The following is a 25,227-nucleotide window of genomic DNA, read 5'->3' as shown; positions in this document are numbered from 1 at the left end:
CGATAACTTGCCTCGATGTAGGAACGAAAGTTGAGCTGCCGCTAGCAGCATATTAAGCACTTTACTTGAACCTTTTGCTGTTCAGTAACTGCTTAGCAATATTCCTAAGCTTTTTGTTACTGCCGTGTTCGGATAGCCAATTTACATGTTCAGACTTTAGATCACTTCGGCCAATAATGTATTTTTGGATGTGGCTATCTTCACATGCCTTTATTTCTTCAAAACAATCGCTGATGGAGCTTTTTTCAATTTTACGAGTAAGCAGTTCTCTTAAGTACCTTTTCTGAATCGGCCTTTCTGACACTTCCGGGTATTTAGTAATCCAATTGAGTTGAGCATCAGTCAGAATATTAGAGTCTATCAGCTGAATAATACGATTTTCGCTTAGATCGCATTTGTCAGGCCCATTGTCTGTTAAATCAAAAATACCGGCCACTTCATTATCAGTTAATGAATTTTTAGCGCTTAAAAAGTCGCAAAACCCACTATTTCGATAGTGCTCTGCGTTTTTATCTTCTGAAGATTCAATTTCTTCATATTGAGATACAAGATACTCTTCTGTAATAACCCCAAGAGATAACCAGGCTTGTGTGTATCCTAGTCTGTGAAGTGCTTTATATTTACATGTGAAACTCAATTTATAGCTCAATGCTTTTCAACCTCGCTATATCTCGTTTTGAATTCACCTGGAGACATATCAAAGGTTTTTTTAAACTCGCGATAAAAGGTATTTTTGTTGTTAAACCCGGCGTCTAAATAAAGCTCTGACACTTTTGTTTTCTTACAAGCGATCTTTAGCATTTGCGCGGCTGCTTGAACCCGGTATTTATTAACGAGCTCATAAAAGTTGGTACCTAAATGGTCATTAAGTAACTCGGATGTTTGATGATCCGTCAAATCCAGTTCTTTGGCCAAGCAGTTTAACGACAGCTCATTATTCAAGTGAAGCTGTTCTTTTTCAAATAAATCGAACAATAGTTTTTTTTGTCGGTTCGCCAGTTCTGGTGCAAGCTCTAGTACTCTGGTTGGCTTTGCCTGCTTTATTTTAACAGTGTCTATAAACCCTTTAGAGAGCATTAGAATATATATAAAGGTCAGTGCATTGCTAAGGTCCCAAAGTAAGCGTAAGTAATCAGACCCCATTTTGTGCAGTGTTACTTGAGCAAAATAGGTACTAGAAACTACCAGAAAAAACACCGCAATCGCTTTTTGACTGATCAAATGCTCAGTGCGCTTTTTCAAAGTTTCACCTTTACAGAACCAAGTCGTTTTAACCAACAAAAATTGATAAAAGAGAACATGCAGGCAATACAGTAAGGCTAAAAGTGTCGGGATCTCTTTTGGTTCCACCAACCTTCCTGTGTAAAAGATCACAAATGGGAACAGGTGGAGCAGCGACTTAGCAAAATCAAAATGCGTTTCTGGTTTATACGTTATATAAAAGTACATTGCAGGACCAAGTAAAAGCAAAGATGAATGCACAAATGCGATAAATGGGTACGGCATATAATTAAAAGCTAGACCTATGTATTCCAGCATAGGCGTAGAAAGTAGCAACCAAAAAATAAATAACGCGATCTTTTGTTCTGCCGCTAATCGACCCTGGATCAATACCAGTGCAATAGTTACAAACACAACGTAAGCAGCTGAAACAATGTATAGTATTTTGAGTGACTCTGCTATCACGTTAATCCCTTTATAATTAATGAGAGGATATAAGCTCAACACACTAACCTACAATAAAGGAAAGTAAAAGGTTACAAAGGTGACGGCTTCTAATATTTAACGTATATAGTTTCAAAAAGAAGAAAACGTTTTGCGTATGCCTTTGTTGTAATAACCAGTAACAAAGTAAGAATATTTGGTAGTGATTAGAAAAATAGCCTTTGGTTAACAAAGGCTAAGTGCATAATAAATTGAATTACAGGCGGCGTTAATCATTTAACCTGCGTAGCCAATCATCAAGAGCCCGACCTATCGCGTCTGGCTGATCTTCTGGAAGATAATGCAACCCTTGCCCAACATAAGCGGTCTCTAACTCATCAATATTTTCAATATACCACTGCAGCACTTGAGGCGAACTCTCAACACTGGGGGAGCCATAAATATATAAAGTCGGCATATCCGTTTTGCGCATAAAGCGTTTAATACCGCGCATTAAGCGGTCGGATTGAGCCGGTTCACGCGCAATTGGTAGTTGATTTGGCCAAGCAAGTAACGGTTTTCTAGATTCAGGAACAAGATACGGTGAACGATAAGCTTCCATCGCATGTTCGCCCAGTGTGCGATTAACAGAAGCAGGCAAGGCTTGTTCAATCCACATATTTTGATCAATGATCAACATTGGCCCGACAACAGGATCTCTCAGTGTTCTAAAAAAATCAGCGACAGGGCCGAGTTCTTCATAACTTTCAGCGGGAAATTGCGGAGGTAAGACGCCTTCCATAAATGCAAGCCCGTCCACTTTATCTGGATTCTTTTTCGCATAAAGCCATGCAATCGCTGCGCCCCAGTCATGGCCAACCAAAGTCACTTCCTCAACATCAAGCCTATTTATAAAACGGCTGAAGTACTGATATTGTTGTTTAAATGTGTACTCTATGTCTGGCTTGCCCGAATCTCCCATGCCGATAAGATCAACAGCAATGGCTCTATGTGTATCAGAAATATAAGGCATTACGTTACGCCATGAATAAGATGATGTTGGGTTACCATGAACAAAAACCACTGCTTTGCCTTCACCTTGCTCTAAGTAAGCCATCCTACTTCCTTTAACTGCGATAGAATGCTGCTCAATGTCATGGGTTTCTGCAATCACAGGTAGTGGCAGTTTTACATTACTTGTTGCCATCGACGGAGTCGACATTCCTAAAAGTGCTAACAGTAAGACGCGTGCATAAGTCATATTTTTGCTCCTTTATTTTTTTATATTACCTATAGCGCTCCCCCAATTTATATGACATTAAAAGCGAACCTTTCCCTTTAGTGCAAAATGAAAAAAATATTTATATAAGTATATTTTTCTGAGGGTTAATTGCGTCACTTTGACTGGGATGACTGTTTGATTAAACATTAAATATGAGCCTGTCTTCAATTTAGCCTCGTTCCCTCTTTTAATTGGCAATAAAAGCGATGCAGTTATGATGGTCTGGAGAGCTTCAACAAAATTACAGTCAACAACTTGAAATTAAAGTTATTTCTAATCGAATTGGAAGACTTGGAAAAATCACTTACATCATTGCCGATATGGGCGACTGTTGCCAATGCAATGAAAAGCTAACAAAGGATATACAGTTCGCACTGTTATGCCCAAAACTTATCGTTACAAGTAGAAGATAACAATCAATTCCGGAATTAATCACCCCCACCACCTAATGAAATGCACGTATTTCTGTGTAATAGCATGTAATAAACTAAAAGAAACTTGCTGATACACTTAAAAACCAGCCGAATAATTAATCAACCGTTAATTTATGCACAGCAAGGAAAGTAAACCATGAGCAAGCAAGATCCTATTGCGCAATTACAAGTTGAAATCGCGCAACTTCAATCTGCATTTGAAGACCTTAATAAACAATGTTCTGCAGCAAGTAGGCCCAATACCATTTTGCGTTGCGCCACCTGTATTCCTCAGCAGTTTGATCACTGTACAGATAAAGCAACTAACCCACAGCAACCACAGTTTGTCCCAGATTTTAATGTACCACTGATTGCAGCTGGTGGCGGCGATCACAGGTGTGACATTCTTGAAAAGCTCGGACCCATAGCTGGGCTAATTGGTACTTGGGTCAGTACCCGTTATGGAGGGTTTAATGTCATGCCCATCCCGCAAGATAACGCCCCCAATGGCTTTATCTTAAAAAACTTCCCTTATTACGAAGTCATGACATTTAGTGCTATTCAGGGCAAAGTAGCCAACCGAGCAGGCAATTATGAGCAAGATGCTTACAGCATTTTTTATTCACAGCGGGTATTTTTCGCCGATGGCCCTGAAAAAGATACACTTGTGCATGCCGAAAATGGTAGCTGGCTACATCAAGTGATTGCGCCTCAAGGGCAAGGTACGCTGAACAAAGAGCCATGGGTTCCAGATACCCCCAACCCCCTACCAGAACAAGAGCAAGATCGAACTATTGTAAAACAGGTTTCAATTCCGCATGGTAACTCTATTTTAGCTATTGGCCATCACGACTGCTTTAGAGGTGCGCCAAGCATTCCTGTTGCCAATGCCTTACCAACTGCCGGCGGTAATAGCTTCAAAGCCCCATATGGTTCTGATATTCCAGAAAACCCTAATGTTAACCCCAATATTGTACTGCAAGTTGCCTTAGATAGCCTATATCAACAAGACATAGGTGTGATCGACACCACTGTGCTAGATGTCGATACCGATACAGATGGCGACATTGCCAATACACCATTTATGAAAGCACATTCAGATGTCCCTCGATTCAAAACCACTCTTTGGCTACAGCGATTGTCCAATGGTCTAGATATGCTGCAATACACCCAAGATATTACTTTGGACTTTCGTTTGGCAAATGGTAAGGACCAGAGTAAACGCAGCCGCTATAAGTTTCCACACATCACTGCCAACACACTATTTAAAGTGCAATAAAGACGTTATTGCAATGTGACGAATATGTCTGCTCAAGACATGATGATTGCCACCTGTGAAACACATTCGGCAAGCAACAAACCAAAGTCGTTTTTGGTACGCGTTACCAAATAAGTCAATTAAATGAAATTTTAAGGAAAGTAATATGAGCGAACAAGCAATAAAAGAACTCCAATTACAAGTAACGGAGCTCACTTCTAAAGTCAGAGCGCTAGAAGCATGTTGTAACCCGCCAAGGATCGTAGACTGTGCAGTATGTTATTACTGTACACCGTGTGCCCCTTGTTACACCCCTACAATTCTATGTGCGCCGTGCACAACTACACTATGTGCTACTTGCGCACCAGTTGGAACTAGCTATCAACCTTTAGGCCCTCCGACACCGTGTGTTGCCTGCGTCCAATGTGATGCCAACTACAAGTGCGTAACATGTGAGCCTGTCGCTAACTGTGTCACTTGTTACCCCTGCATTGTTAATTTCTGTGCCCTGTGTCAGCAGGGTCAAAACTTACAATGTCAGCAATGTACACATATCACCAAATGCGATACTTGCTACCCTTGTATTGTTAACTTCTGTCAACAGTGCGGTCCTGTTACTCATTGTGACACCTGTTACCCCTGCATTGTGAATTTTTGCGCTTTATGTCAAGCGGAACAAAAGGCACATTGCCAGCAGTGTGCACATATCACCAAATGTGATACCTGCACCCCTTGTGCTGTGAATTTCTGTGCACAGTGTTATCAGTGTGCACCTCAATGTCTACAGTGTTCACACCAATGTCTACAGTGTTCACACCAATGTCTACAGTGTTCACACCAATGTCTGCAGTGTTCACACCAATGTCTGCAGTGTTCACACCAATGTCTGCAGTGTTCACACCAATGTCTGCAGTGTTCACACCAATGTCTACAGTGTTCACACCAATGTCTACAGTGTTCACACCAATGTCTACAGTGTTCACACCAATGTCTGCAGTGTTATCAATGTGCCCCGCAGTGTGTGCAATGTTTTCAGTGTATAACTTGCATACCGTGTAGTACTGGCGGTTAGCGCGCAGTTATTGACATTCTCTGGGCTCAACTCAGGGAATGTCCTTAAAAAATGGATGTTTAATTTATGAAAAAGCTAAGGTTAACCCCAGCTGCAAGCATTGTTCCCAACAGCAGCGGTGTGTTATTAAGTTCAGATTTGGGAGACTTTCAAGTTCACGGTCGAGATACATCAGACTTTGTTGAAAAAATATTACCGCTACTGAAGGGAGAGCTCTCTCAAGCTGAAATCTGCGCGCGTTTGCCCGAATATAGTGATGCGAGCATTCAAGCCGTCCTGCAAATGCTTAGCCAATATGGTTTATTGGAAGAAGTCTCTGAACAACTCGAGTTTCGGCCTCCTGGGTTAGTGCAAACACGTTTTTTACGCCCGTGGCATCAGGCAAGCCAAATACCGCATAGCCAAGATCAAGTATATTCTCTCGCTCCCTGTAGAGTATTAGTCGTCGGCCTTGAGCCATGGGCAGTTACATTGCTAGAAGAGTTGGGCACAGCCGGCGTAGGCCACGTTCATTTATTAGATAAAGAAAATATCTCCTGTGATGACTTGGCGTGTCACCGTTTTCTCTCTGCTGAAGATGTTGGTAAACCAAGAGCACAGGTGTTTAAATCCATGCTACAGCACCGCAACCCTTGGATGCAGATAAGCGACTCCGAACTCACTTGCGATAACCACAACTTAGGCTGCCCTTCAAATGACTGGGATTTAGCTATAATCACTCTGGGGAAAGATGCAAACTTTTGGTCACATAAAACCTCAGAATACCTACATCAACATACGATCAAAGCCATTTATGGTCACTTGGATGGTCTGGAAAGCTGGATAGGCCCTGCCATCAATATAAATGAAACCGCCTCCAGCTCATGTTGGAATTGCTTAAGACTTAGAAAACTAGGCACTGAACAACACGGCGAGCTAGCGCACGAATTAGAAAAAAGCCATAACAAAAATCGTGACGGACGTGCCCGCAGTATGTTGACCCCCATGTCAGCTATCACAGGTCAACAACTTGCTATGGAAGCATTAAAAATCCTTTGGGGCTTTACCGAAAGTGAGCTGTCATCCCATGTTTTTGTTCAAAACCTAATCACATACCAATCAAAAAAACATGCAATTATTCCTATTCCTTGGTGTGAAGTGTGCGGTTATGATCACAGTCATGCGAAGACTCACGCGCTATCTATGCATCGCGATCCAAAACCAGCTGAAAACCCCCTCAATCAGCTGCAAGATATTGATCAATTTAAATCTCTATTTGAGGGTTGGGTAGATCCGAAAACTGGGATCGTTCGCCAGCTCACCGGTCATGCACCGCATCTACCTGATTTTCCTATCACGGCGTCGGCTGGAGTATCCTCGTTTACTGAAGGTGAGTTTGACCCCAGAGCTTCAGGTCAAGTGGGCTCGGGTAAAGGGTTGGACCCTATTTCTGCACATATCAGCGCGGTTGGTGAGGCCCTAGAGCGATACTCAGCGGCGCGATACCAACTGAGCGATTTTAAATATGCATCAATTAGCCAGCTACACGGTGATTATGTTAATCCAGACACATTAGTTTTATATTCGAATAAGCAATACAGCACGCCCAACTTCCCATTTCACAAATGGCATAAAAAGCAAAAGATACATTGGTGTCAAGGTAGCTGGTTAGCAACCGATAAACCAGTTTGGGTTCCGGCATTGGTAAGCTACTTTAATTTTGCTTGTCCTTATAAAGAGCAATTCAGTCAGGTATCGTCAAACGGGTTAGCAGCTGGTCAAGATAATGACGATGCAGCGCTCAGAGCTTGTTATGAATTAATTGAACGCGATGCCATGATGCTTACTTGGTATGCACAATTACCTTGTGAACGGCTCTGCTACGAGTCACTTAACCAAGGCAAAATGCGGGTTATGATAGATGACTTAACTAATCTAGGTGTAGAACTTGAGTGCTACTTGCTTGATGTGGGGCTACATGTACCTACGGTGGTATGCCTAGCAATAGGAGATGGCTACCGCACCCCCGCAGCATCAGTAGCACTGGCCACCCATGGCGATATTAAGGTTGCGATGCGTAAAGCGCTATTGGAGCAAGGCCATGTGATGCCCTACCTCTGCCAACTTATGCGTTCTGGGCATAAAATTCCACATCACGTCAGTGAAGTTACAAGCCTAGAAGACCACGCCGCCTATTATTTTAGTAAGGATAAACTCGACGCATTTGATTTTATGCGCCGCCCTTTGACTGATGCAAAAGCACTGGAAGATTGGCCTTATGAAGTGATCACCCAAATAACCCAGCTCAAACAGCGCCTAGATTCAGCAGATGTAGACGTTGCTATTGTGGATGTCACCTCTCCAGATATGGCGCTAAGTCCATTTAGAGTCGCACGGGCCATTGGAGCCCATATGCAACCCATTCACTTTGGTGAGCAGTTTAAAAGAGTAGACAACCCAAGGTTACGCAAATTATTACAAGGGCGCCCGGTTAACAAAGAGCCACACCCTATTGCTTAAAAAGGAAAACATTATGAAAGTACTTGTGTGCGGTACCCACTATGGTTCCACTTACATTCGCGCATTAACTCAGTTTTCGCAACATAGCTTGTCATGTGTAGGCGTCTTATCAAAAGGCAGTGAACACTCTCAGCAAATTGCCAAGCAAATTGGCGTACCATACTATACGGATGTCGCCACGATACCGGCTGGCAATATTGATATTGCTTGCGTTGCAATATCAGGGGAGGCTGGAAAAGTAATTGTATTGTCTTTGTTAAAAATGGGAGTGTCAGTATTATGTGAGCATCCCGTTGATCAAGCCTTTGTCCAAGAAGCGCTCGCACTTGCCAAGCAGCACCAAGCATATTTTCATGTCAATGGGCATTTCGCCGATCTCTATGCGCCGCAAGCATTTTTGCAGTCAGTACTTGCCGCATATCAACAGGGGTTTACTTGTATGCATTATGCCATAGGGGCTAATCTAAGAACTTTATATTCAGCGCTAGATCTATTGGGTCGCGCACTAGGTGGATTTAAAGGGTTGGAGGTAATCAAATACAGCGGCGAACCTATGGCGTTTCAGCCTGTAGTGCTTAAAAATAATAACCTCACCGTATCTGTTTTATGCCAAAACTTTTCATCAGTTGAAGATGACGGCAGCGCTACTTTTTTGAACCACCAGTTCTCTGCGCTATTTCCTCATGGCACTTTGACTCTCAGTGAAACTACCGGCCCTTTAAGTTGGTTTCCTTCAAGCCATAGTTTGCCTGCTGAATCATGGAAAACTTACATGCCCATTGAGCTTGCACCTATGGATCAGCAACAGTTAATGAACCACAGAGACCAATGCAACCTCGCAGCTATTGCAACACTCGCCGCCACTGTTCAAGGGGAAACACAGCCTGTTTACCAGCAGCCACATTACTTATTAGGATTGAGTGGGCTATGGCAAGCTGTATTAATGGAGTTACAACCGTCAGCTAAAGAGAATTACGCAGCGTAACGATGGCTTTTTACACCTAGTGCATTTGACGGTGCTAGGTGTAAGGCGCATCAGCTCAAAGGTAACTGTAGAAATAATCTAAACAGTTAAATTCAATCCGTTTCCCCACGCCACACAGTAATAATTTGATAACAAAAAGACATATTCAAAGTACGCTAAAACGTAAGTACACCTTTTCTATTAGGGAATTACCAAGCAAGGTGATAAATAGAATTCCTTTCCTTAGGGTTATTAACACTTCGCTACCTGTCAGTAATTATTTATCTAGCTATGAAAAGCCTTTGTACACATATCGCCGTACCATACGCCCTGCTTATTGGTTGCTAAGATTGCCAAGAATTAACTCGAGCAAGCCATAGCAAGTATATTTTACTATAGTGCCTCACCATCCCCTATTGAGGCACACCTAACATAAACTGGTGATATCCAACATTCTTCAGAAAACTGTTTGAGTTTTTCGCCATAATTCTCAATGTAATATTTGACAGGATAAACTAAACCTTGACTTTTCAACTCTGCATTTGGAATGGGTGTATGCAAAATGTAATCTCCAGCTACTAAAGCGTCCACAATTTTAGCAATAGCACTTCGCCATTTTGACGGTATTTGAAGCTCAACTTCCCTGTTCCTATGACTTTAATCTCTTCTATTTAGTTAAGGACCTTCGAGGACACTGCTTGTGCTGTACCTTTACATAGAAAAAGCAGTGTAAAATGAGTAAAGCAGATATATGGAGCACAAAACTACAAATGGGCGTAGTATGTAACCCCAAAACCTGTATTTTGCGTTAAAAGCACATTGCCATAAGCCAACACAAACCCAAATACACCACAATATTACGAAAGATAACCAAGCATAGAAAACTGCCGGTGTTTGTGAAGCAAATTCTTCGGTCAATCGGTTCACAATAGTCCCTATGAACATATTGTGAATCCAAAAAACGATCCACAATCTAGTTTTTCCAGTAAAATTTCCCGTTAAAATCCCCATACATCTCCTAGGTACATAACGCTGCCTTACGCAGTGATTAATTATTGGCTAGAATATAAACGAAAAAACCGTTAAAAATCCGGCTGTAAAGCCTTATTATAACTCAATTAACCTATTTAAAATAAGGTAAATTAAGAACAGACTTTGATTTAAATAAACAACTATAAACTTGATAGCTATCACCAGATAACTTGTTAACCCGGCGATCCGTTTCAATATTATTCCTGCACGTTTGTTTACAAATTTTACTGACTTTACGTACAAAGCTTACAATTACTTTTTGCACAGAAGTATCGAATACTATAGCGTGAGAAAAATAGTCTAAGACATTAGATTAAAATCCTGTTTAATCATTAAGATAAAAATATGATTACACCAGAGTCAACCGAAATTATAACGCGAGCTAAACGGGTTTTATAATTTTGCTAATCAAGCGCTCCTAAATTTTTTTTATGAACTGTTTCCCAATCTTTTTTTGGCGAAAACCCTCGCATATTTTTAATCTCATTCTCCGTAAATTTAATTAGCTCTTCATTGGATAATTCTAAATTTACAGCAAACTTACATGGCTGATTAACATACCACGGTGTATCTGTGAAAATTTCAAATCTATTGTTTTCGGGATCATAAAAATAGATAGACCAAGTTGTACCATGAGATACCGCTTGTAAACGAATTCCAGAAACCGACTTTAATGATGAATTAAAAAGCTTCAATTCATCAATATTCTTCACCCTAAAAGAGATATGATCAATTGGACTTTCCTGAGTTCTGCGTGATTGTATTGGACTTAAAACAATTTGATGATGTTCTAGCTGGCTACGGCTTAAAAAAACCATACCGTTTTGACCTTCACCTCTATCAGTGACAACAAAACCTAATTTACTCGTATAGAAGGTTTCCATCTTGGCTAGGTCTTGAACGTATAACTCAATATGACTTAGCTGCATATCTGGAAAAACAATTTCTTCCTTCGTTTCCATTTTCATCCTTATATTTTAGCGTGCTGTTTAAAAAATAATAAGTTGGCTACAATGCGAATCGGAGTGAATCCAAACCAAATATTATACACCAGCCTATAATAAATTAGTTATACGCTCTAACGTTTTAGCCACCACTGGTTTTTAATATCTTGATTAAAAAGCCTCCGATATAGCTTTCGCAGTGCAGGTACAGCATATTCTATTTTTTGTACATACTGACATTTTTTACACTTTACCGTGATATACATGGCTCTGAGAAGGGGACTTTGTCTTGAATCGAAATACTCCCACGGGTCTTCACTAAATTCTATCGAATGAGCTGTATTGCTACATCTCGAGCAGCCATGCTCGTCACTTAGAATTTTTTTAGCTAAAAATTCTCTCGCTTCAATTTCATATGCTGTTGCTGTCGCACTTGTGCCGCAGTGCGCACAAAACTCTATGTTTTCAGGATTATCATGTTCGCAATATAAGCAAAGCCATCTATATTTGGGCATGTTCACCTTCTATGTATAACGCCTCAAATAAGAGGCACAAAAAATAGATTGAACTTAGCAATGTAGGAGCACGGGCCTACTGCCTAGCTTCCATTGCTAAATTCATTTGTTATATTTCATTGATAATTCTATCTATGCAGTTAGGCAAGGACCGAAAGTCCATTTTACCGCAAATAATATTGGCTCCGGCTTGCACCAAGAGGCTATTTCCCTTTTCATGTGACGAGGCCGCGATGATGGGGATCGTTGCACTTATCTCTCGGATATATGAAACCACCTCAGTGCCTTTCCCATCATCTAAATCATAGTCACACAATACCAAGTGATAGGTATCATTAAACATCGCTTTTGCTGATTTGATATCAGGTGCTACTTCAACATCATAGTCAGATAAAAATTCTCTCTTTACCGCTGATATAAAAGCCTTGTGATTTTCGACATAAAGTATTTTCAAAAGTAACCTTCTACATATAACAACGATGCGTTAAGCTGCTTGGCAGCTTCTACCTTATCAAACATTCTAAACTTCTCACCAAAACTGCCATAGCGACTTATTTTTAGTCATTTTTGCACGGAACCAAAATATCCACAGTTTGATCCGATGCATATGTTAGCTTTATACAAGTCAGGCGCCACGAATTACCTGCCTTTTGAGACGCTTTAAACTCAATCACACCAGAACCTCTCTGCCCTTCTATGTCGTAAAGCATATGTACAGTATTTGGAGGTAGCTCATGCTCAGGCACAGAATCTACGGTCTGGACTTCATGTTTAGTACCTTTTATAAAACTTATTTCGTATGGCATACCTATGTTTTTCTGAAAGCTTTGGGCTTGTTCCGCCGTATTCAGTGCTAATTTGGTTGCTTCTGATTCTTTAAAAGAAGAGAACACATTAATTTGCACAAGGATTAGAAACACAAAGCTGACTCCGACTATCAATATGGATGCAACAGACCATCTTCTTTGCGACTTTTTAAATTCCTCGACGCTGCTCCAATGATTGTTTTGCCAAGCCCACTCATTACCTTTTAGTCCCAATACAAAGGGCATAATCAAGTTTACGAATGGGACTAAAACCCATAAAGCACGGTATGTTTTAAAGCGAATTCCCCAAATTACGTTCAAGAAAAACGCTCCCCAATTCCAGCCTTTAAGTTCCGCAGGTATTTCTTTTTTTTCAATCGTCAATTGGATCAACCTCTTTATGACATATAAGCTCGCCGTAAGCGGGTGAAAGTAGTTGCCTATAATCGCAGCCAACTATGCTTTTTTCATCTGCAACAGCGTGTTATGTAACGATCTGGAGCGAGATGCTATTGATGTAATCTCTTAAAATATTACTGTAAAACCTCAATGTCAAAAACATGCAGCATTTTGCATCAGTTTTGATTAACTTCGCTAGATACTCTTTCTCCTAAATATAAAAAGAAACTACAGGCTAACAGGCATATTAAGCTGGAATTTGGACGAGTTTACGGCTTTGTTGTGCGGTTTATTCAATCAACTGGTCTAGCCTTTTACCAAACTCGTCCCAAAGCTTTTTGTTTTCATTTATATACTTTTCAACATTCCGTTGATTCGATTGACCTGACAGTAGAAATAATTGATGTCTTTTTTCTAAAATACTCTTTCCGATTGGGCTTCTTAGAAAGTCCCTTAACCCCAATAACTCTTGTTCTGTGTATGTATTTTCATATGCGTTAATAATGTTAGCCTTATAAACATCCCAAGACAGGTACTTCTCTTTTAATTTTTCTTGTTTATTTTTAAACTCAGTTTCTAGATCTTGAAGCTGATAATGTCCATCTGCATCAAATGTTCCAAAATCGAAGCTTCTCATCATAAATGAATTTTGCTCAATGACTTTCTTATACTCAGCTTCCCCTCCCTCTAATTGAAGGATTTCCTCTACAATTTCATTTGCACTACTTGAAATTGAGAATAACATTGAAAATATAATAAACAATTTATTCATAAAAACTCACATAATACCACATTGAACAGCTCAAAATAGCAGGCTAACACCTACAAAAACACGCACAAAACCTGCTATTTATTGTCCGACTTAAATGCTCTTTAGCGAAACATTAAGCTGATTTATTTGCTATCAGATACCAAATATAAAAAGCACCAACAGCAGTGCAAACCTTAACCACCATAAGCAAGCCAAACATTATTTTAGATGTTTTTCCTGGAAACTCTTCACCTAAAGAAACACGGCTCTCTGCTTGAGGCTCTTCTGTTTTTGGCTCTTCTATTTTAACCCCTAGTAAATAACGCGTTACCGCCTTGCTTGATTCAGTATTCACCGTTTTACGAAAGTTAGCATCCTTAATGCTTTTAATCGGGAAGAGAAATAAAATATAAAAAATATATAGTATGCTAACAACAGTGGCACTGACAGCACATGAGGTAATAAAATTAAGGAGCTCCCCCCTCATCAATGAACTACCGTTATAGATCAAAAAAAACACAGCCAAATACAACCAGTACTCTTTAACTGCTACTGCAAATGCATTTACCCAAAATGACGGAAATACAAGAACTTTATAATGGCGAATACTATGCTTCAAAGTTGGTCCTCATGACAGCACATAGCGTGAATTATCGAAATATCCCACTGATTTACACACCGAAAATATCGATAATCAAGCTAAGTTTATTTATTAATTTTAGCAACTTACTAGCTAAACTTTACGTTCTCAACAACCTAACCACCTGTAAACAACGAGAAATGATTTCTAAATATCTCAATCAACATTGTTACAGACTGTAAGGCTAGAACTGAGAAAAGCGCCATAGTACCAGAACCGACCGTTCCTATCTAATTTGGATTAATTCCTACATTTTGTTTAGAGAAATAGAATAACGTCGTCGCAGATAAACCGAGATTTGAATAGGTGCTGCTTTATGCGCCCTACTCAATATCCTGCATGCAAGTTCTTTTATCTCTTCACGTTAAAATTGAATATTGTATACAATAATCCATTGCGATATAGTTAGCTTGTACCACAAACGTCAATGTTCTTGCTGCCAATGGCTGCGTTGAGTCTTCTAAATATAAGAAATACTGAACACTTGGAGTGCAGATAAATTGATATAAAAAGTAAGGAGTATGGTCAATGTCACAAAGTAAATGTGTTGCTTTAATGACAGCTGTCAGCCTGTTAGCTGCATGTCAAAGCAACTTGAACTCTACCAACATAGAATCGAAAGAAAAGTTAAGTATACAAGACTCTGATTATCAAAGAGCGGAACAATTTTTGCCGCAAAACTTATTACCTTTGGTAAAAAATACTAAGCTAGTCCCCAATTGGATTGGAGAGGGAAATGCTTTTTGGTTTAAACAGCAAGATCATCAAGGATACAAATATATATATGTCGACCCGCTAAATAACCTACAAAAACCGTTATTCGATCATAAAAAACTAGCAAGTGCTTTGCTTCACTCCGGGGTTGAAAGTGCCGAGAAAGACCAACTTTCTTTGGAATCTTTGAATGTAGAACTGCCATTAATTAGCTTTACTATCCACGACAAACAATTTCAGTGTGATATCAAACTATATATCTGCTCACCAAATAAAAAAACCAGCTTAGCGAAAGAACCGGGAACATCTCCCGATGGCCAATGGAAACTGACCGTAGAACAATACAACCTTGTGTTGACAAGTCTGAAAACTGGATCAAAAACACAGCTGACGACTGATGGTACCGAAGGCTTTCCCTATGGGCTTATGCACCCAAACCCTGCACATGACCTTCGTGATAATAAGCCATATCAACCTAAACAAGTTTATGCCAATTGGTCCGAAGATAGCCAATATGTAATGACCTATCAGCTTGACCGCCGTAACACAGGTAAATATGCGCTCGTTCGCGCATCGCATCAACGTGGGAAGCGTCCAGAAACCACTGAGTTCTATTACCCATCAGCTGCCGAACAGCAGCTACCCTCCGCACATTTGATGCTGATCAATGCTGAGAACAAAACTGTTACGCGCTTAAAGTCGCCCCCTGTCATGCAAACTTACTATGGTGCAGCCCTATGGGGGTGGTGGCAAGAGGACGGAAAGTTTGTCTACCACAATCGATTTAGGGGAAACCGTCAATACTTTATGCGAGAAGTTAACCCTGAAACAGCCAAAGTGCGCGTACTGGTTGAAGAGCGCGATGATAAATACATCGACCCTTGGGTACAGCAATATAGGGCACTGCCAGAGCTAAATGCTTTTATTTGGAGCTCACAAAGAGATGGCTTTCAGCATCTATATCTTTACAACTCAGTAGATGGCAAACTGAAAAATGCGATTACTCAGGGGAATATGACGGTTCGCGTAATACGTGGTGTAGATACTAAAAAGCAGCAAGTATACTTTGAGGCGTCTGGCAGAGAAACAGATAGAGACCCTTACCTTCGTCATCTTTATAGGGTGGATCTAGATGGTCGCAACTTAACATTGCTGACCCCTGAAGTTGCCGAGCACGATACTCGACTATCGCCTGACTTTAAGTACTTTATAGATACCTACTCGACCGCCACACAAGCCCCTATTTCAATATTGCGTAGCACCCAAGATGGTACAATTATTCGAACATTACAAAAAGCCGATACTAGCGCGCTAATCGCGTTGGGATGGCAACCACCTAGACCATTTTCAGTCATTGCAGGTGATGGTAAAACGCCTCTATATGGTTTGATGTATTTACCTTCTAACTTTGACCCCAATAAAAAGTATCCGGTAATTGATGACATATATACTGGACCACACAACTTTTTTACACCTAAATCTTTTGTAACCTATCGCAGCCAAGCGAATGCACTTGCTGAACTCGGGTTTGTAGTCATAAAAATGGATGGCCGCGGTACTAACAAGCGTGGCCGAGCGTTCCACGAATACTCATTTAAAAACTTAAGTGGTGGCAGTGATGATCACGTTACTGCGATTAAACAGCTTGGCAAACGCTTTGACTTTCTGGATCTTAACCGAGTAGGCATTTTTGGTTTTAGTGCCGGTGGTTACGATACGGCGCATGCGATGTTTAAGTATCCTGACTTTTTTAAAGTCGGCGTATCAGCATCAGGTAATCATGACTTTAGAGTAGACAAGGCTGGTTGGAATGAAATGTGGATGGGCTACCCAGAAACACCTGAATGGGAAGCACAATCAAACTTAAATTGGGCAAAACATTTACAAGGCAAATTACTTATTGCCCATGGCGAGTTAGACACCAATGTGCACCCTGCAGCCACTTTGCAACTGGCTGACGCACTCATGAAAGCCAACAAGGACTTTGACCTGATGATTTATCCTAATATGGGGCACGTACTTGATAAAAACCCATACTTTGTAAGGCAGCGTTGGGATTATTTTGTGCGTCATTTATTAGCAGTAGAGCCGCCCAAATCCTATGTGATCAGTAAATAGCTTTTACAGAGTTTAATTAAACGAATCACACAGAACATTTTAGCCAAATATAAAAGCCTCAGTGTTTCACCGGGGCATTTAAGTTAGTTAGAAGGTGTTAAAGCCTTCTAAATTAAGAAGTGTTCTGTATCTTACTTATTAGGCAACGCTACCTTTCGTAGTATCTGCCAGTAACTCCGTGAACTAAACTGGAGAGCTCTAATATAAAGTTTGTACTTAATGAGGAGGATAAGACAACCATCTACCTCTTTCTAGCTCATCCGCTCCGTACATTTGGACAATTTTAGGACACTGCAAGTTTCGCCTTTTCATACTGTCAATAAATTATAATGCCTTTTACCACCCTTGAAATAGCTATAGAAATAGTCACCAAAATCACCTATGTCACATATTACGATTTCAGGGTTTTCTTCCAAGAATTTAGGCTTTAAGATAGTGAAGCTCTTTATCATTATTTGAATTACCTATATTTGTTACAACGGCTGCTATACGGTAAAAAATCAAAATGACGACAAATGTTTCCAGCTACATTAAACCTCAATGAATATAGCAACTTGCTAAGGTGTGAGGCACGAAATACCAAAGCTTCTTCATGCCACCTTAACCATTAGACTCTCGCATATTAGAAATACCACGCGTGCCTAATTACTCTGAACAACCTGTTAATTTATATTTTCGAATACGACCGCAGCCTTAGGCGCATGATCGTCTTTCCAGTTGATAAGGTGATTGCTCAACAAATCCTTGGCAGAGACATTCTTATAAAAAATAACCAATTGTCCATCTGAGCAAAATTCAATTTCACCCGAATTATTTTCACAATGGTATGCAATGATTGCAAAAAGCTCTAAGTCACCGTTTGTGATATAAGCTGATTTTTCATCACAAGATTGATGCCGACAAGCACTGACAATATATGCATTACTACCAAGAGCTTTTACTTGATCTGGGGCACCACTAAAACCAGCTTTAACCTGATCAGAGATTTTTTCATTTGCCCAGAAATACTGCTTACTTTTGCTGCCAAAAAATTCATTTATATGCAATTTGAAATTATCATCCCAAATCAACTGGCTGGCGTTTTTGAAACCTCTAATCTCGAATGTTTTTGCACTAATAGGTAGAGAAGAAACCACAAATAAAAACAACAAGATACGAATAACTTACCTTTATAATTTACCCTTTGGTGCGGAGCCGCCAAATTCATATTCAATCAGTAAATAGCGTTCACATATTTGAATTAAAAGAATCGCACAGAACGTTGTAGTCATAGATAAAAATCCTCAGTGTTTCACTGGGACTTTTAAAACTGACCAAGGAAAATAAAAGCATATTAGCATGAATTCTCGCATATCGCGGCTATATGTGGAGATTTTTTGTAGATTAAAATGTGAAGCAAAACGAAATTATCCAAGCAATAAATTTGTGACTTTCCAATTTTACCTCTTTTATATTTTAATAAGTATTTCGAACTTAGATTGGCAACCAAAACGGACCAATCCAAAGTCCGAAAAACAAATTTAATTGCCACAAATGATATCGAAGTAACGCTGATTAAATGTTTGGGGCTCCACGTTGATTGCTATGGTTTGTTTTGGTGCTGTAGCCCATTCATCAATTGGAAAAACCCTATCTGAACCTTTAAATAAAGTATGTCCTTTTGCTGGCCCTTCGGTTATGACTCGTATGTGCCCTTGCTTTGTTGTAAAAATTTCAGGTGCGACCAAATACATGATTGCTGAAGAGTCATGTACATAAAATCCATCTAAACCAAGGTCATCATTGTAAAACTTTGCATAAAAACGTGTAATGTCATAAATAAACTGACCGTACTTTTCGCTGCTCGTCCTTACTTTCTCTAAATACGCATTTGACATCTGGGTTTGCTGCGTCACATCTAACCCAACAATGGTGACTGGCCAGTCTGCATTGATAACAATATCTGCGGCAAGAGGATCTCCGTACACATTCGCTTCGGCAAACGGTGTCAGATTACCCGTATGACCGTTATGTCCAAAAGCCCCACCCATAATGATGACTTCTTTCACTAACTTGCCGATTTCAGGAGCTTTTTCAATTGCTAGGGCTAAATTTGTAAGTCTACCTACCGCAACTAAGGTGATTTCTCCCGGTTGCTTTTTTATTGTTTCAACAATGAAATCATGTGCAATGAGTGGTGATAGAGGTGTATTTATTTGATCAGGTAATTCAATATTACCTAAGCCATTATCACCATGTACAAGGGTTGCAGGCTCTGTTTTCACTTGATCTAGCGGTACGTTTACCCCTTTAGCGACCTCAGCATGCATACCAAACTCTTGTTTTAAATAAAGCGCATTACGCGTTGTGTTTTCTATACTTGCATTGCCAAAAGTGGTCGTAATTCCAACCATTTAAATATCCTGACAAGCATGCGCTAGAAGTAGCGCCATCGCGTCGTCAATACCAGGATCTGTATCAAATATTATTTTTTTCACTTAACTTCCCACGCAATTGGAACGATATAAAAATCATAACACGAGATACAAGGTCACTTCACCAACATTAAAACAGCTTTAAACCAAGAAAGAATCGCCATATGCGCCTATGCCAGCTTTATCACCCCTTTAATGAAAAAGGTTTGTTTTCTTATGTAGTCGCTGAATGTGACTAATGACGCTGTGAACTAGCATGGATTGCCCCCTTAACTCAAATTGTGCATCCACATTGTCACTTTAAAGCAAGTCATTAATTTATATAAATTAATCAGAACAATCCTGAGCATTTTGTATGACTTTACAAAGCATTATGAAGCGAAATGTGCAAATACTGTGAAAGTTGCAGTTGGGGCTTTGCGGTTATTGCGCTTTTAAGCTAACTTGCTTTAACAGGCTTAAAATAGCAAACCTTTTGAAAGAAAGGGACGCAAAGCTTCCGGTCTAAGGTGAAAACTAAGATAGCGGGGTTGCTGAATGCCAACGCTTATATTGCTGACAATGTGCATACTTCTGGTTTGTATGCGCGTTGCGTAGCCGATCGGTATTCACGCCTATGGCATATCATGTCATATCCCCAACCCTTGGTTTTTCATTATACCTGAGTATTGCGCTAGCTATTGCCGCCTGTGAGATCTGGTCGTTCGCTTATTCAGCGATGAGCAGCAAGGAAATAACATGTCAAATGGCAATGTTTCGGGGAATTTTCATGAGACAACATAGATACAATAGCAAGCAGCACCGATTTTTAAAAATCGGTCTCTGCCTAATGGCTTTGGGACATCCCATACACGGCTTGGCTGCGCAATGCGAGTTCAAGGTTAAAAATGAGTGGCAAAGTGGCTATACCGCAGAAGTTACCGTGTATAACAACACTGAGTCCGCCATCAATGGCTGGGAAGTGGGGTTAGAATTTATTCACGGTGAGTCAATCAATAATGCTTGGCGAGCCCAACTGAGCGGTAACAGTCCATATCAATTTAAAAACCTGAGCTGGAACAACACTATCAATCCGAGTTCGTCCAAATCGTTTGGCTTTAACGTCAAAAAAAGTGACGGACAGGACGCTACTACACCAAGGTTATTTGGTATTTGTGAGGGAAGCTCACAAAATGACAACGTGAAGGTTGTGGCGTCAGCGTCTGAAAATCAAGGCGCAGCCCCCGCAACAATCAACTTTACCAGCGAAGCGACAAATTTACCGTCAGACAATGTAAGTTATCGCTGGGATTTTGGTGATGGACACAGTTCAAATGACATAAACCCCCAGCATATCTTTGAGCAAGCTGGGGCTTACTCTGTTTTATTGACTATCAGTGATGGTACAAAAGACTATCCCGCTGCTCCGATTCAAGTCACGATTAGTGACGCTCAGCCAGAGTCAGCGCAATGTACTTTTGAAGTTGAACAAGAGTGGATCTCAGGCTTTCGTGGCAAAGTTACCATCACCAATACTGAAGCTGTTGCCATTTCAAACTGGAAAGTGCTCATGGCTTTTTCAGATAACACCAAGTTGACTGGGGTTTGGCATGGTCGCCACAGTGGAAATAACCCTTATGAAGTAATCAATGAAAATTACAATGGCACAATCAACCCTGGTCAAAGTTTAAATTTTGGTTTTAATGCGCAAAAGGCGCAAGAAAATGACACCCCAACCACACCTTCCCTCGGCGGTTTATGCTCGCTAGACGGCGATATTAATCACGCGCCATCAGCGATTGCATCGGCCTCTGTGGTAGCAGGTGACTACCCTTTATCGGTAAGCTTTGACAGCGGTGAATCCTCAGATTTAGACGGCGATCCCCTGACTTTTAGCTGGAACTTTGGCAACGGACAGACTTCAAGCGAGCCAAGCCCTGTCTATGTTTATGAAGAAGAAGGTGTATTTAATGTCACTTTAACAGTCAGTGACGGGGTAATTAGTACGGTAAGTGACCCAATCAGTATTCAAGTATCAGCGCCAGAGACACCACCCATAAGCAAACCATTTGTGTTAAACCCTCAAGGCTCTCGCCTTTACTTTGTCTCGACTAAAAAACAGCACCTAGTTGAAGCGCACACGTTTAATAATATCAGCGGCAGTATTACACCTGAAGGGGTAGCAAGATTAGCCATTGATCTGAACAGTGTTGATACCGGTAACGATACCCGTGATGGCAGAATGAAAGAATTTTTATTCGATACAGAGTCATTCCCAACCGCCGAAGCCCTACTCTCTATTGACTATGCTGCGTTAGTTGCACTCCCTGTTGGCAGCACTGAAAAACAATCTATCTCAGCCACGCTAAATCTTTCAGGCGTCATAAAAGAAGTTAACGCGAATGTCGTAATTCGACGCCTTGCGAATAATAAAATTTTGGTGCAAAGCCTAACCCCAATCGTACTAGACGCAACAGACTTTGGCTTGGAGTCAGGCATTGAAACGCTTAAAACTCTGGCGAATTTATCTGTGATCAGTTACGCCGTGCCGGTGAGCTTTAATCTCGTTTTTGAAGCGCAGCAATAGGAGGGAAAGAAGATGAAACGCAATAATTTAACACGCTTTTTTACCTTGACTGATATTTGGCCAAGCGCGCCCAAAATCGCCAAGTTCGCAGCTAGTGTGAGCCTGCTGACCTGTGCCTCTTTGGTTCACGCTGCACAGTGCTCTTTCACTATACCAGACAATTGGAACAGTGGTTTTAAAGCTGAGATAGTCATTGAAAATCAGTCAGATCAAAGCTTTAATGATTGGTCCATCGAGCTCACGTGGAATCAAGGCATTTCGCTGCAAAATAGCTGGAATGGCAATTTCGACTGCAATGACATGGGTTGTACCATTACGTCACAAAATCATACTATCCATGCCAATCAGTCATTTGGCTTGGGTTTTGTCGCCAACAAAAATGGCTTAACCGATAACATCTCCATGACTATAACCGGTGATATTTGCACAAGCTCAGCGCCCACAACGCCACCCGATGAAGTGACAGAAACAGGTTTGTGGCAACTCGATAGCACAGCCTCTTCACTGAGTTATGTGTCCGTAAAAAAAGATCACGTTGCGGAGCTCAATCAGTTTATTACGCAAAATGATGACTCTCCGGCCCTGTCTGGCAGTATCGACGCAGATGGAAACGTTAAACTGGCAGTCGATCTAAATAGCATCTCGACTGGTGTAGATATCAGAAATAGTCGAATTTTAGATCTATTGTTTGAAACGGATTTATTGCCCGTTGCATATTTTAGTGCTCAAATTGACACGGCGCTTTTAACTAACATGGAAATTGGTCATCCTGTCATTCAAAATATTACTGGTGACTTGAGCTTACATGGGGTTAATCATCAGCTAAGCCTTGATGTGTTGGTTGTCAAACTTGCTACTGGCAAGGTCAATGTCAGCACGCTTTCCCCTATTATCATCGACAGTAAAAGCTTTGATATGGATTACGGTATAGAAGCTTTACGTGTTGTCGCTAATCTCTCCGGCATTGGTGAATCTGTACCTGTCTACTTTAACCTCACTTATTTGTCTGCCGAGCAAGACAGCTTTGAGCCAGTTGTGATGGCAGATATACCTGTTGCGCCGACAGAGCTCAGCGCAAGCGTGCTGTCAATCGATGGTAAAGCGCAATTGAATTGGCGTGACAACAGCAATAACGAGACAGATTATCTGGTTCGTTTTAAAAGCCTTGATGGCCGCTGGCATACCGCTGCCGAGCTGGCATCAAACTCGAACTTTTTTGAGTCTGGTTTGCCCGAGTCGGGCGAGTTTGATTACAAAGTGATTGCACTCAACAACTCAGTACCTTCAGAGCCAAGTAATATTGAGCGTGTGGTTGTCACGCAAACTGATCCCGTTGCCCGAGGTATGCAACTTTATCAATCAGGGTGTGCAGGGTGTCACGGCTCAGAAGCTGGCGGCTTGGGCTCATTTCCAGCCCTTGATACTGAGCGAGATATACAAACCCTGATTGACACCATTGTCACCACCATGCCTTACGGCACACCAAGTGCGTGTGATGAGCAATGTGCAACAGATATCGCTGCGTATCTACAAACACTTTGGCCAGCACCTTTGACCTGTGATGTAGGAATTGCCCCCGTGGCATATGGGGCAAGACAGTTGAAGATATTAACGCAAACCGAGTACCAAAATACGGTCGAGGACTTACTAGGTGTAGACTTTACCGTGTCTGATGGTTTATCCCCTGACTCTCAAGTCGGCTTTTTCATCAACAATACCCATGCCAGTGTGCAACCATCTAACTACAGTAATTACTTGTTAGTGGCTGAAGAGCTATCAGAGTGGGTAGCTGAGAATAACTTTTCTCCCGCTTTAAGTTGTTCAACAATTGATGAAGACTGTGCTAACAGCCTGGTTAACGAGCTGGCTCCGCAAATATTCCGCCGTCCATTAACGCAAGAGGAGTCTCAAAATTACAAAATGATAGCCACTGGGTTTTTCCACGGTGGAGATGTTGAAGCGGGTATGAAGCTCGCCTTAGAAGGGCTACTCTCTTCACCCCAATTTATCTATCGTCATGAATTAGGAGAACCCAACCCAGATAACTCAGAGCTAGATGCTGACGCATTCGAACTGACATCTTGGGAGATGGCCACATTCTTATCTTACACATTTACTGGCTCAACCCCTGATCAGCAACTTTGGCAGGCCGCGGAGCGTGACGAGCTGCGTGATGAAGCCAATATTATTGCCCATGCAAATCGTCTTGCTGAAAGTGCTAAATCTGTGCTTGGAGAATTTGTAGGTAGCTGGTTAGGCACAGGAAATTTAGAAGTTGCAACCAAAGATCAAAACTTCTACCCAGGTTTTGCTGCATTGGTGCCGGCAATGAAGGCCGAGATGAGTGAAACCTTTTCATACATCATGACCCAGCCTAATGAAAGTTTCAGCTCCCTTTATACCGCTAACTACACGTTTGTAAATCAATTATTGGCAGAGCACTACAATATAGCAGGTGTAACTGGTGACGAGTTGCAAAAGGTAGATACCACAGAGCGTGGTGGCATATTAGCCAATGGTGCATTTATGTCTCGCTGGGCTGAAGTTGCCGAGTCTCACCCTATCCTACGCTCAGTGCGGGTGCGCCGTCGTATGCTATGTCAAGATCAGCCTGATCCACCAGCGGGGACTTTTGAAGCCCGAGAGCAAAGACTGGCTGAGCTGTCTGATATGCTGCAAGACCCAGCAACCACAAACAAACTTAAATATCACAGCTTAACAGAAGGCCAACCTTGCTCTGCTTGTCACGAAAAGTATATCAACCCGATGGGATTCGGAATGGAAGACTTTGACGCGGTGGGCAAAGTGAGAAGTACCGATAATAATGGCAATACGATAGATGCATCGGGTACCCTCTTCGCGCCTGAGAAATACGCAGAAGTCAGTGAATCAATTCCATTTAATGGCGCTAAACAATTAGGTGCTGTGATCGCTGATCTATCTTCCGCTCAAAGCTGCCTACCACAACAAATGTTCCGCTACGTTATGGGGGTTGGTCACGATTCAGTCGACCCAACCAGCGAAGAAGATAAGCGCTTATCCGAAACAGAACAAATCGGTTACATGTGCGAAATAGACACACTCACTAACGCCATGATGCAAAATAGCCCAAGAGCCATGTTAGAAAAGTTTGGTTCATTAAAGTCTGTGCGCTATCGCAAGGCTTGGTCCAGAAATGAATAGTGCGGGTCACAAT

The 25,227-nt window shown here is 41.2% G+C and carries 17 protein-coding genes and 1 riboswitch; of the genes, 6 read left to right on the top strand and 11 right to left on the bottom strand.

Going from position 1 to position 25,227, the window contains the following annotated elements; genetic code table 11:
- Positions 1–61: 61 nt before the first annotated feature.
- From MHN81_RS06090 to MHN81_RS06080, 3 genes are all read right to left on the bottom strand, one after another.
- On the bottom strand, positions 62–649 hold the full coding sequence (locus MHN81_RS06090) for a hypothetical protein (RefSeq protein WP_023398044.1): 588 nt from the start codon (positions 647–649) through the stop codon (positions 62–64).
- Entirely contained in the window at positions 646–1,686 is a 1,041-nt protein-coding gene (locus MHN81_RS28225; RefSeq protein ID WP_239425289.1) for a helix-turn-helix domain-containing protein, read from the bottom strand. Before MHN81_RS28225 ends, MHN81_RS06090 begins: the two co-directional genes overlap by 4 nt.
- Positions 1,687–1,933: 247 nt before the next feature.
- On the bottom strand, positions 1,934–2,905 hold the full coding sequence (locus tag MHN81_RS06080) for a haloalkane dehalogenase (protein WP_239425288.1): 972 nt from the start codon (positions 2,903–2,905) through the stop codon (positions 1,934–1,936).
- A gap of 591 nt (positions 2,906–3,496) precedes the next feature.
- On the opposite strand from MHN81_RS06080, the gene MHN81_RS06075 reads away from it, so the two are divergent.
- A complete protein-coding gene (locus MHN81_RS06075; protein ID WP_239425287.1) occupies positions 3,497–4,618 on the top strand; it encodes a heme-binding protein in 1,122 nt (373 codons plus the stop codon).
- Between the two features lie 686 nt (positions 4,619–5,304).
- Here MHN81_RS06075 and MHN81_RS06070 read toward each other — a convergent pair.
- A complete protein-coding gene (locus tag MHN81_RS06070; protein WP_239425286.1) occupies positions 5,305–5,580 on the bottom strand; it encodes a hypothetical protein in 276 nt (91 codons plus the stop codon).
- Positions 5,581–5,735: 155 nt separating this feature from the next.
- On the opposite strand from MHN81_RS06070, the gene MHN81_RS06065 reads away from it, so the two are divergent.
- Entirely contained in the window at positions 5,736–8,168 is a 2,433-nt protein-coding gene (locus MHN81_RS06065) for a TOMM precursor leader peptide-binding protein (protein WP_239425285.1), read from the top strand.
- 13 nt (positions 8,169–8,181) lie between these two features.
- Positions 8,182–9,153: a Gfo/Idh/MocA family oxidoreductase gene (locus tag MHN81_RS06060; protein WP_239425284.1), complete on the top strand. Its 972-nt coding sequence runs from the start codon at positions 8,182–8,184 to the stop codon at positions 9,151–9,153.
- Positions 9,154–10,568: 1,415 nt separating this feature from the next.
- Here the strand turns inward: MHN81_RS06060 and MHN81_RS06055 are convergent.
- The 5 genes from MHN81_RS06055 to MHN81_RS06035 form a co-directional block, all read right to left on the bottom strand.
- Positions 10,569–11,126 (bottom strand): VOC family protein, encoded by a 558-nt coding sequence (locus tag MHN81_RS06055; RefSeq protein ID WP_023398052.1) that lies wholly within the window; start codon positions 11,124–11,126, stop codon positions 10,569–10,571.
- A gap of 606 nt (positions 11,127–11,732) precedes the next feature.
- Complete coding sequence (locus tag MHN81_RS06050; protein WP_023398054.1) at positions 11,733–12,077, bottom strand: response regulator; 345 nt, start codon at positions 12,075–12,077, stop codon at positions 11,733–11,735.
- 103 nt (positions 12,078–12,180) lie between these two features.
- Complete coding sequence (locus MHN81_RS06045) at positions 12,181–12,813, bottom strand: cytochrome c oxidase assembly factor Coa1 family protein (protein WP_239425283.1); 633 nt, start codon at positions 12,811–12,813, stop codon at positions 12,181–12,183.
- 304 nt (positions 12,814–13,117) lie between these two features.
- Complete coding sequence (locus MHN81_RS06040) at positions 13,118–13,600, bottom strand: DUF2059 domain-containing protein (protein ID WP_239425282.1); 483 nt, start codon at positions 13,598–13,600, stop codon at positions 13,118–13,120.
- Positions 13,601–13,712: 112 nt separating this feature from the next.
- Positions 13,713–14,198: a hypothetical protein gene (locus tag MHN81_RS06035; protein WP_239425281.1), complete on the bottom strand. Its 486-nt coding sequence runs from the start codon at positions 14,196–14,198 to the stop codon at positions 13,713–13,715.
- 549 nt (positions 14,199–14,747) lie between these two features.
- Between MHN81_RS06035 and MHN81_RS06030 the strand changes: the two genes are divergently transcribed.
- Positions 14,748–17,051 (top strand): DPP IV N-terminal domain-containing protein, encoded by a 2,304-nt coding sequence (locus MHN81_RS06030; protein WP_239425280.1) that lies wholly within the window; start codon positions 14,748–14,750, stop codon positions 17,049–17,051.
- 662 nt (positions 17,052–17,713) lie between these two features.
- Here the strand turns inward: MHN81_RS06030 and MHN81_RS06025 are convergent.
- Positions 17,714–18,202, bottom strand: coding sequence for a hypothetical protein (locus tag MHN81_RS06025; protein ID WP_155250720.1), 489 nt, complete (start codon positions 18,200–18,202; stop codon positions 17,714–17,716).
- A 369-nt stretch (positions 18,203–18,571) separates the two neighbouring features.
- Positions 18,572–19,444 (bottom strand): nucleoside hydrolase, encoded by an 873-nt coding sequence (locus tag MHN81_RS06020; RefSeq protein ID WP_239425279.1) that lies wholly within the window; start codon positions 19,442–19,444, stop codon positions 18,572–18,574.
- Between the two features lie 476 nt (positions 19,445–19,920).
- Positions 19,921–20,003, top strand: a riboswitch (cyclic di-GMP riboswitch).
- A 231-nt stretch (positions 20,004–20,234) separates the two neighbouring features.
- Between MHN81_RS06020 and MHN81_RS06015 the strand changes: the two genes are divergently transcribed.
- Together MHN81_RS06015 and MHN81_RS06010 are read left to right on the top strand one after the other, a co-directional pair.
- Positions 20,235–22,031 (top strand): cellulose binding domain-containing protein, encoded by a 1,797-nt coding sequence (locus tag MHN81_RS06015; RefSeq protein WP_239425278.1) that lies wholly within the window; start codon positions 20,235–20,237, stop codon positions 22,029–22,031.
- Between the two features lie 12 nt (positions 22,032–22,043).
- Positions 22,044–25,214 (top strand): DUF1592 domain-containing protein, encoded by a 3,171-nt coding sequence (locus tag MHN81_RS06010; RefSeq protein ID WP_239425277.1) that lies wholly within the window; start codon positions 22,044–22,046, stop codon positions 25,212–25,214.
- Positions 25,215–25,227: the final 13 nt, after the last annotated feature.

Source organism: Pseudoalteromonas sp. Of7M-16, from assembly GCF_022347805.1.
Classification (GTDB): Bacteria; Pseudomonadota; Gammaproteobacteria; order Enterobacterales; family Alteromonadaceae; genus Pseudoalteromonas; species Pseudoalteromonas luteoviolacea_F.
Note: the sequence above shows the minus strand (reverse complement) of the source record. Positions and strands in the feature narration are given on the sequence as shown.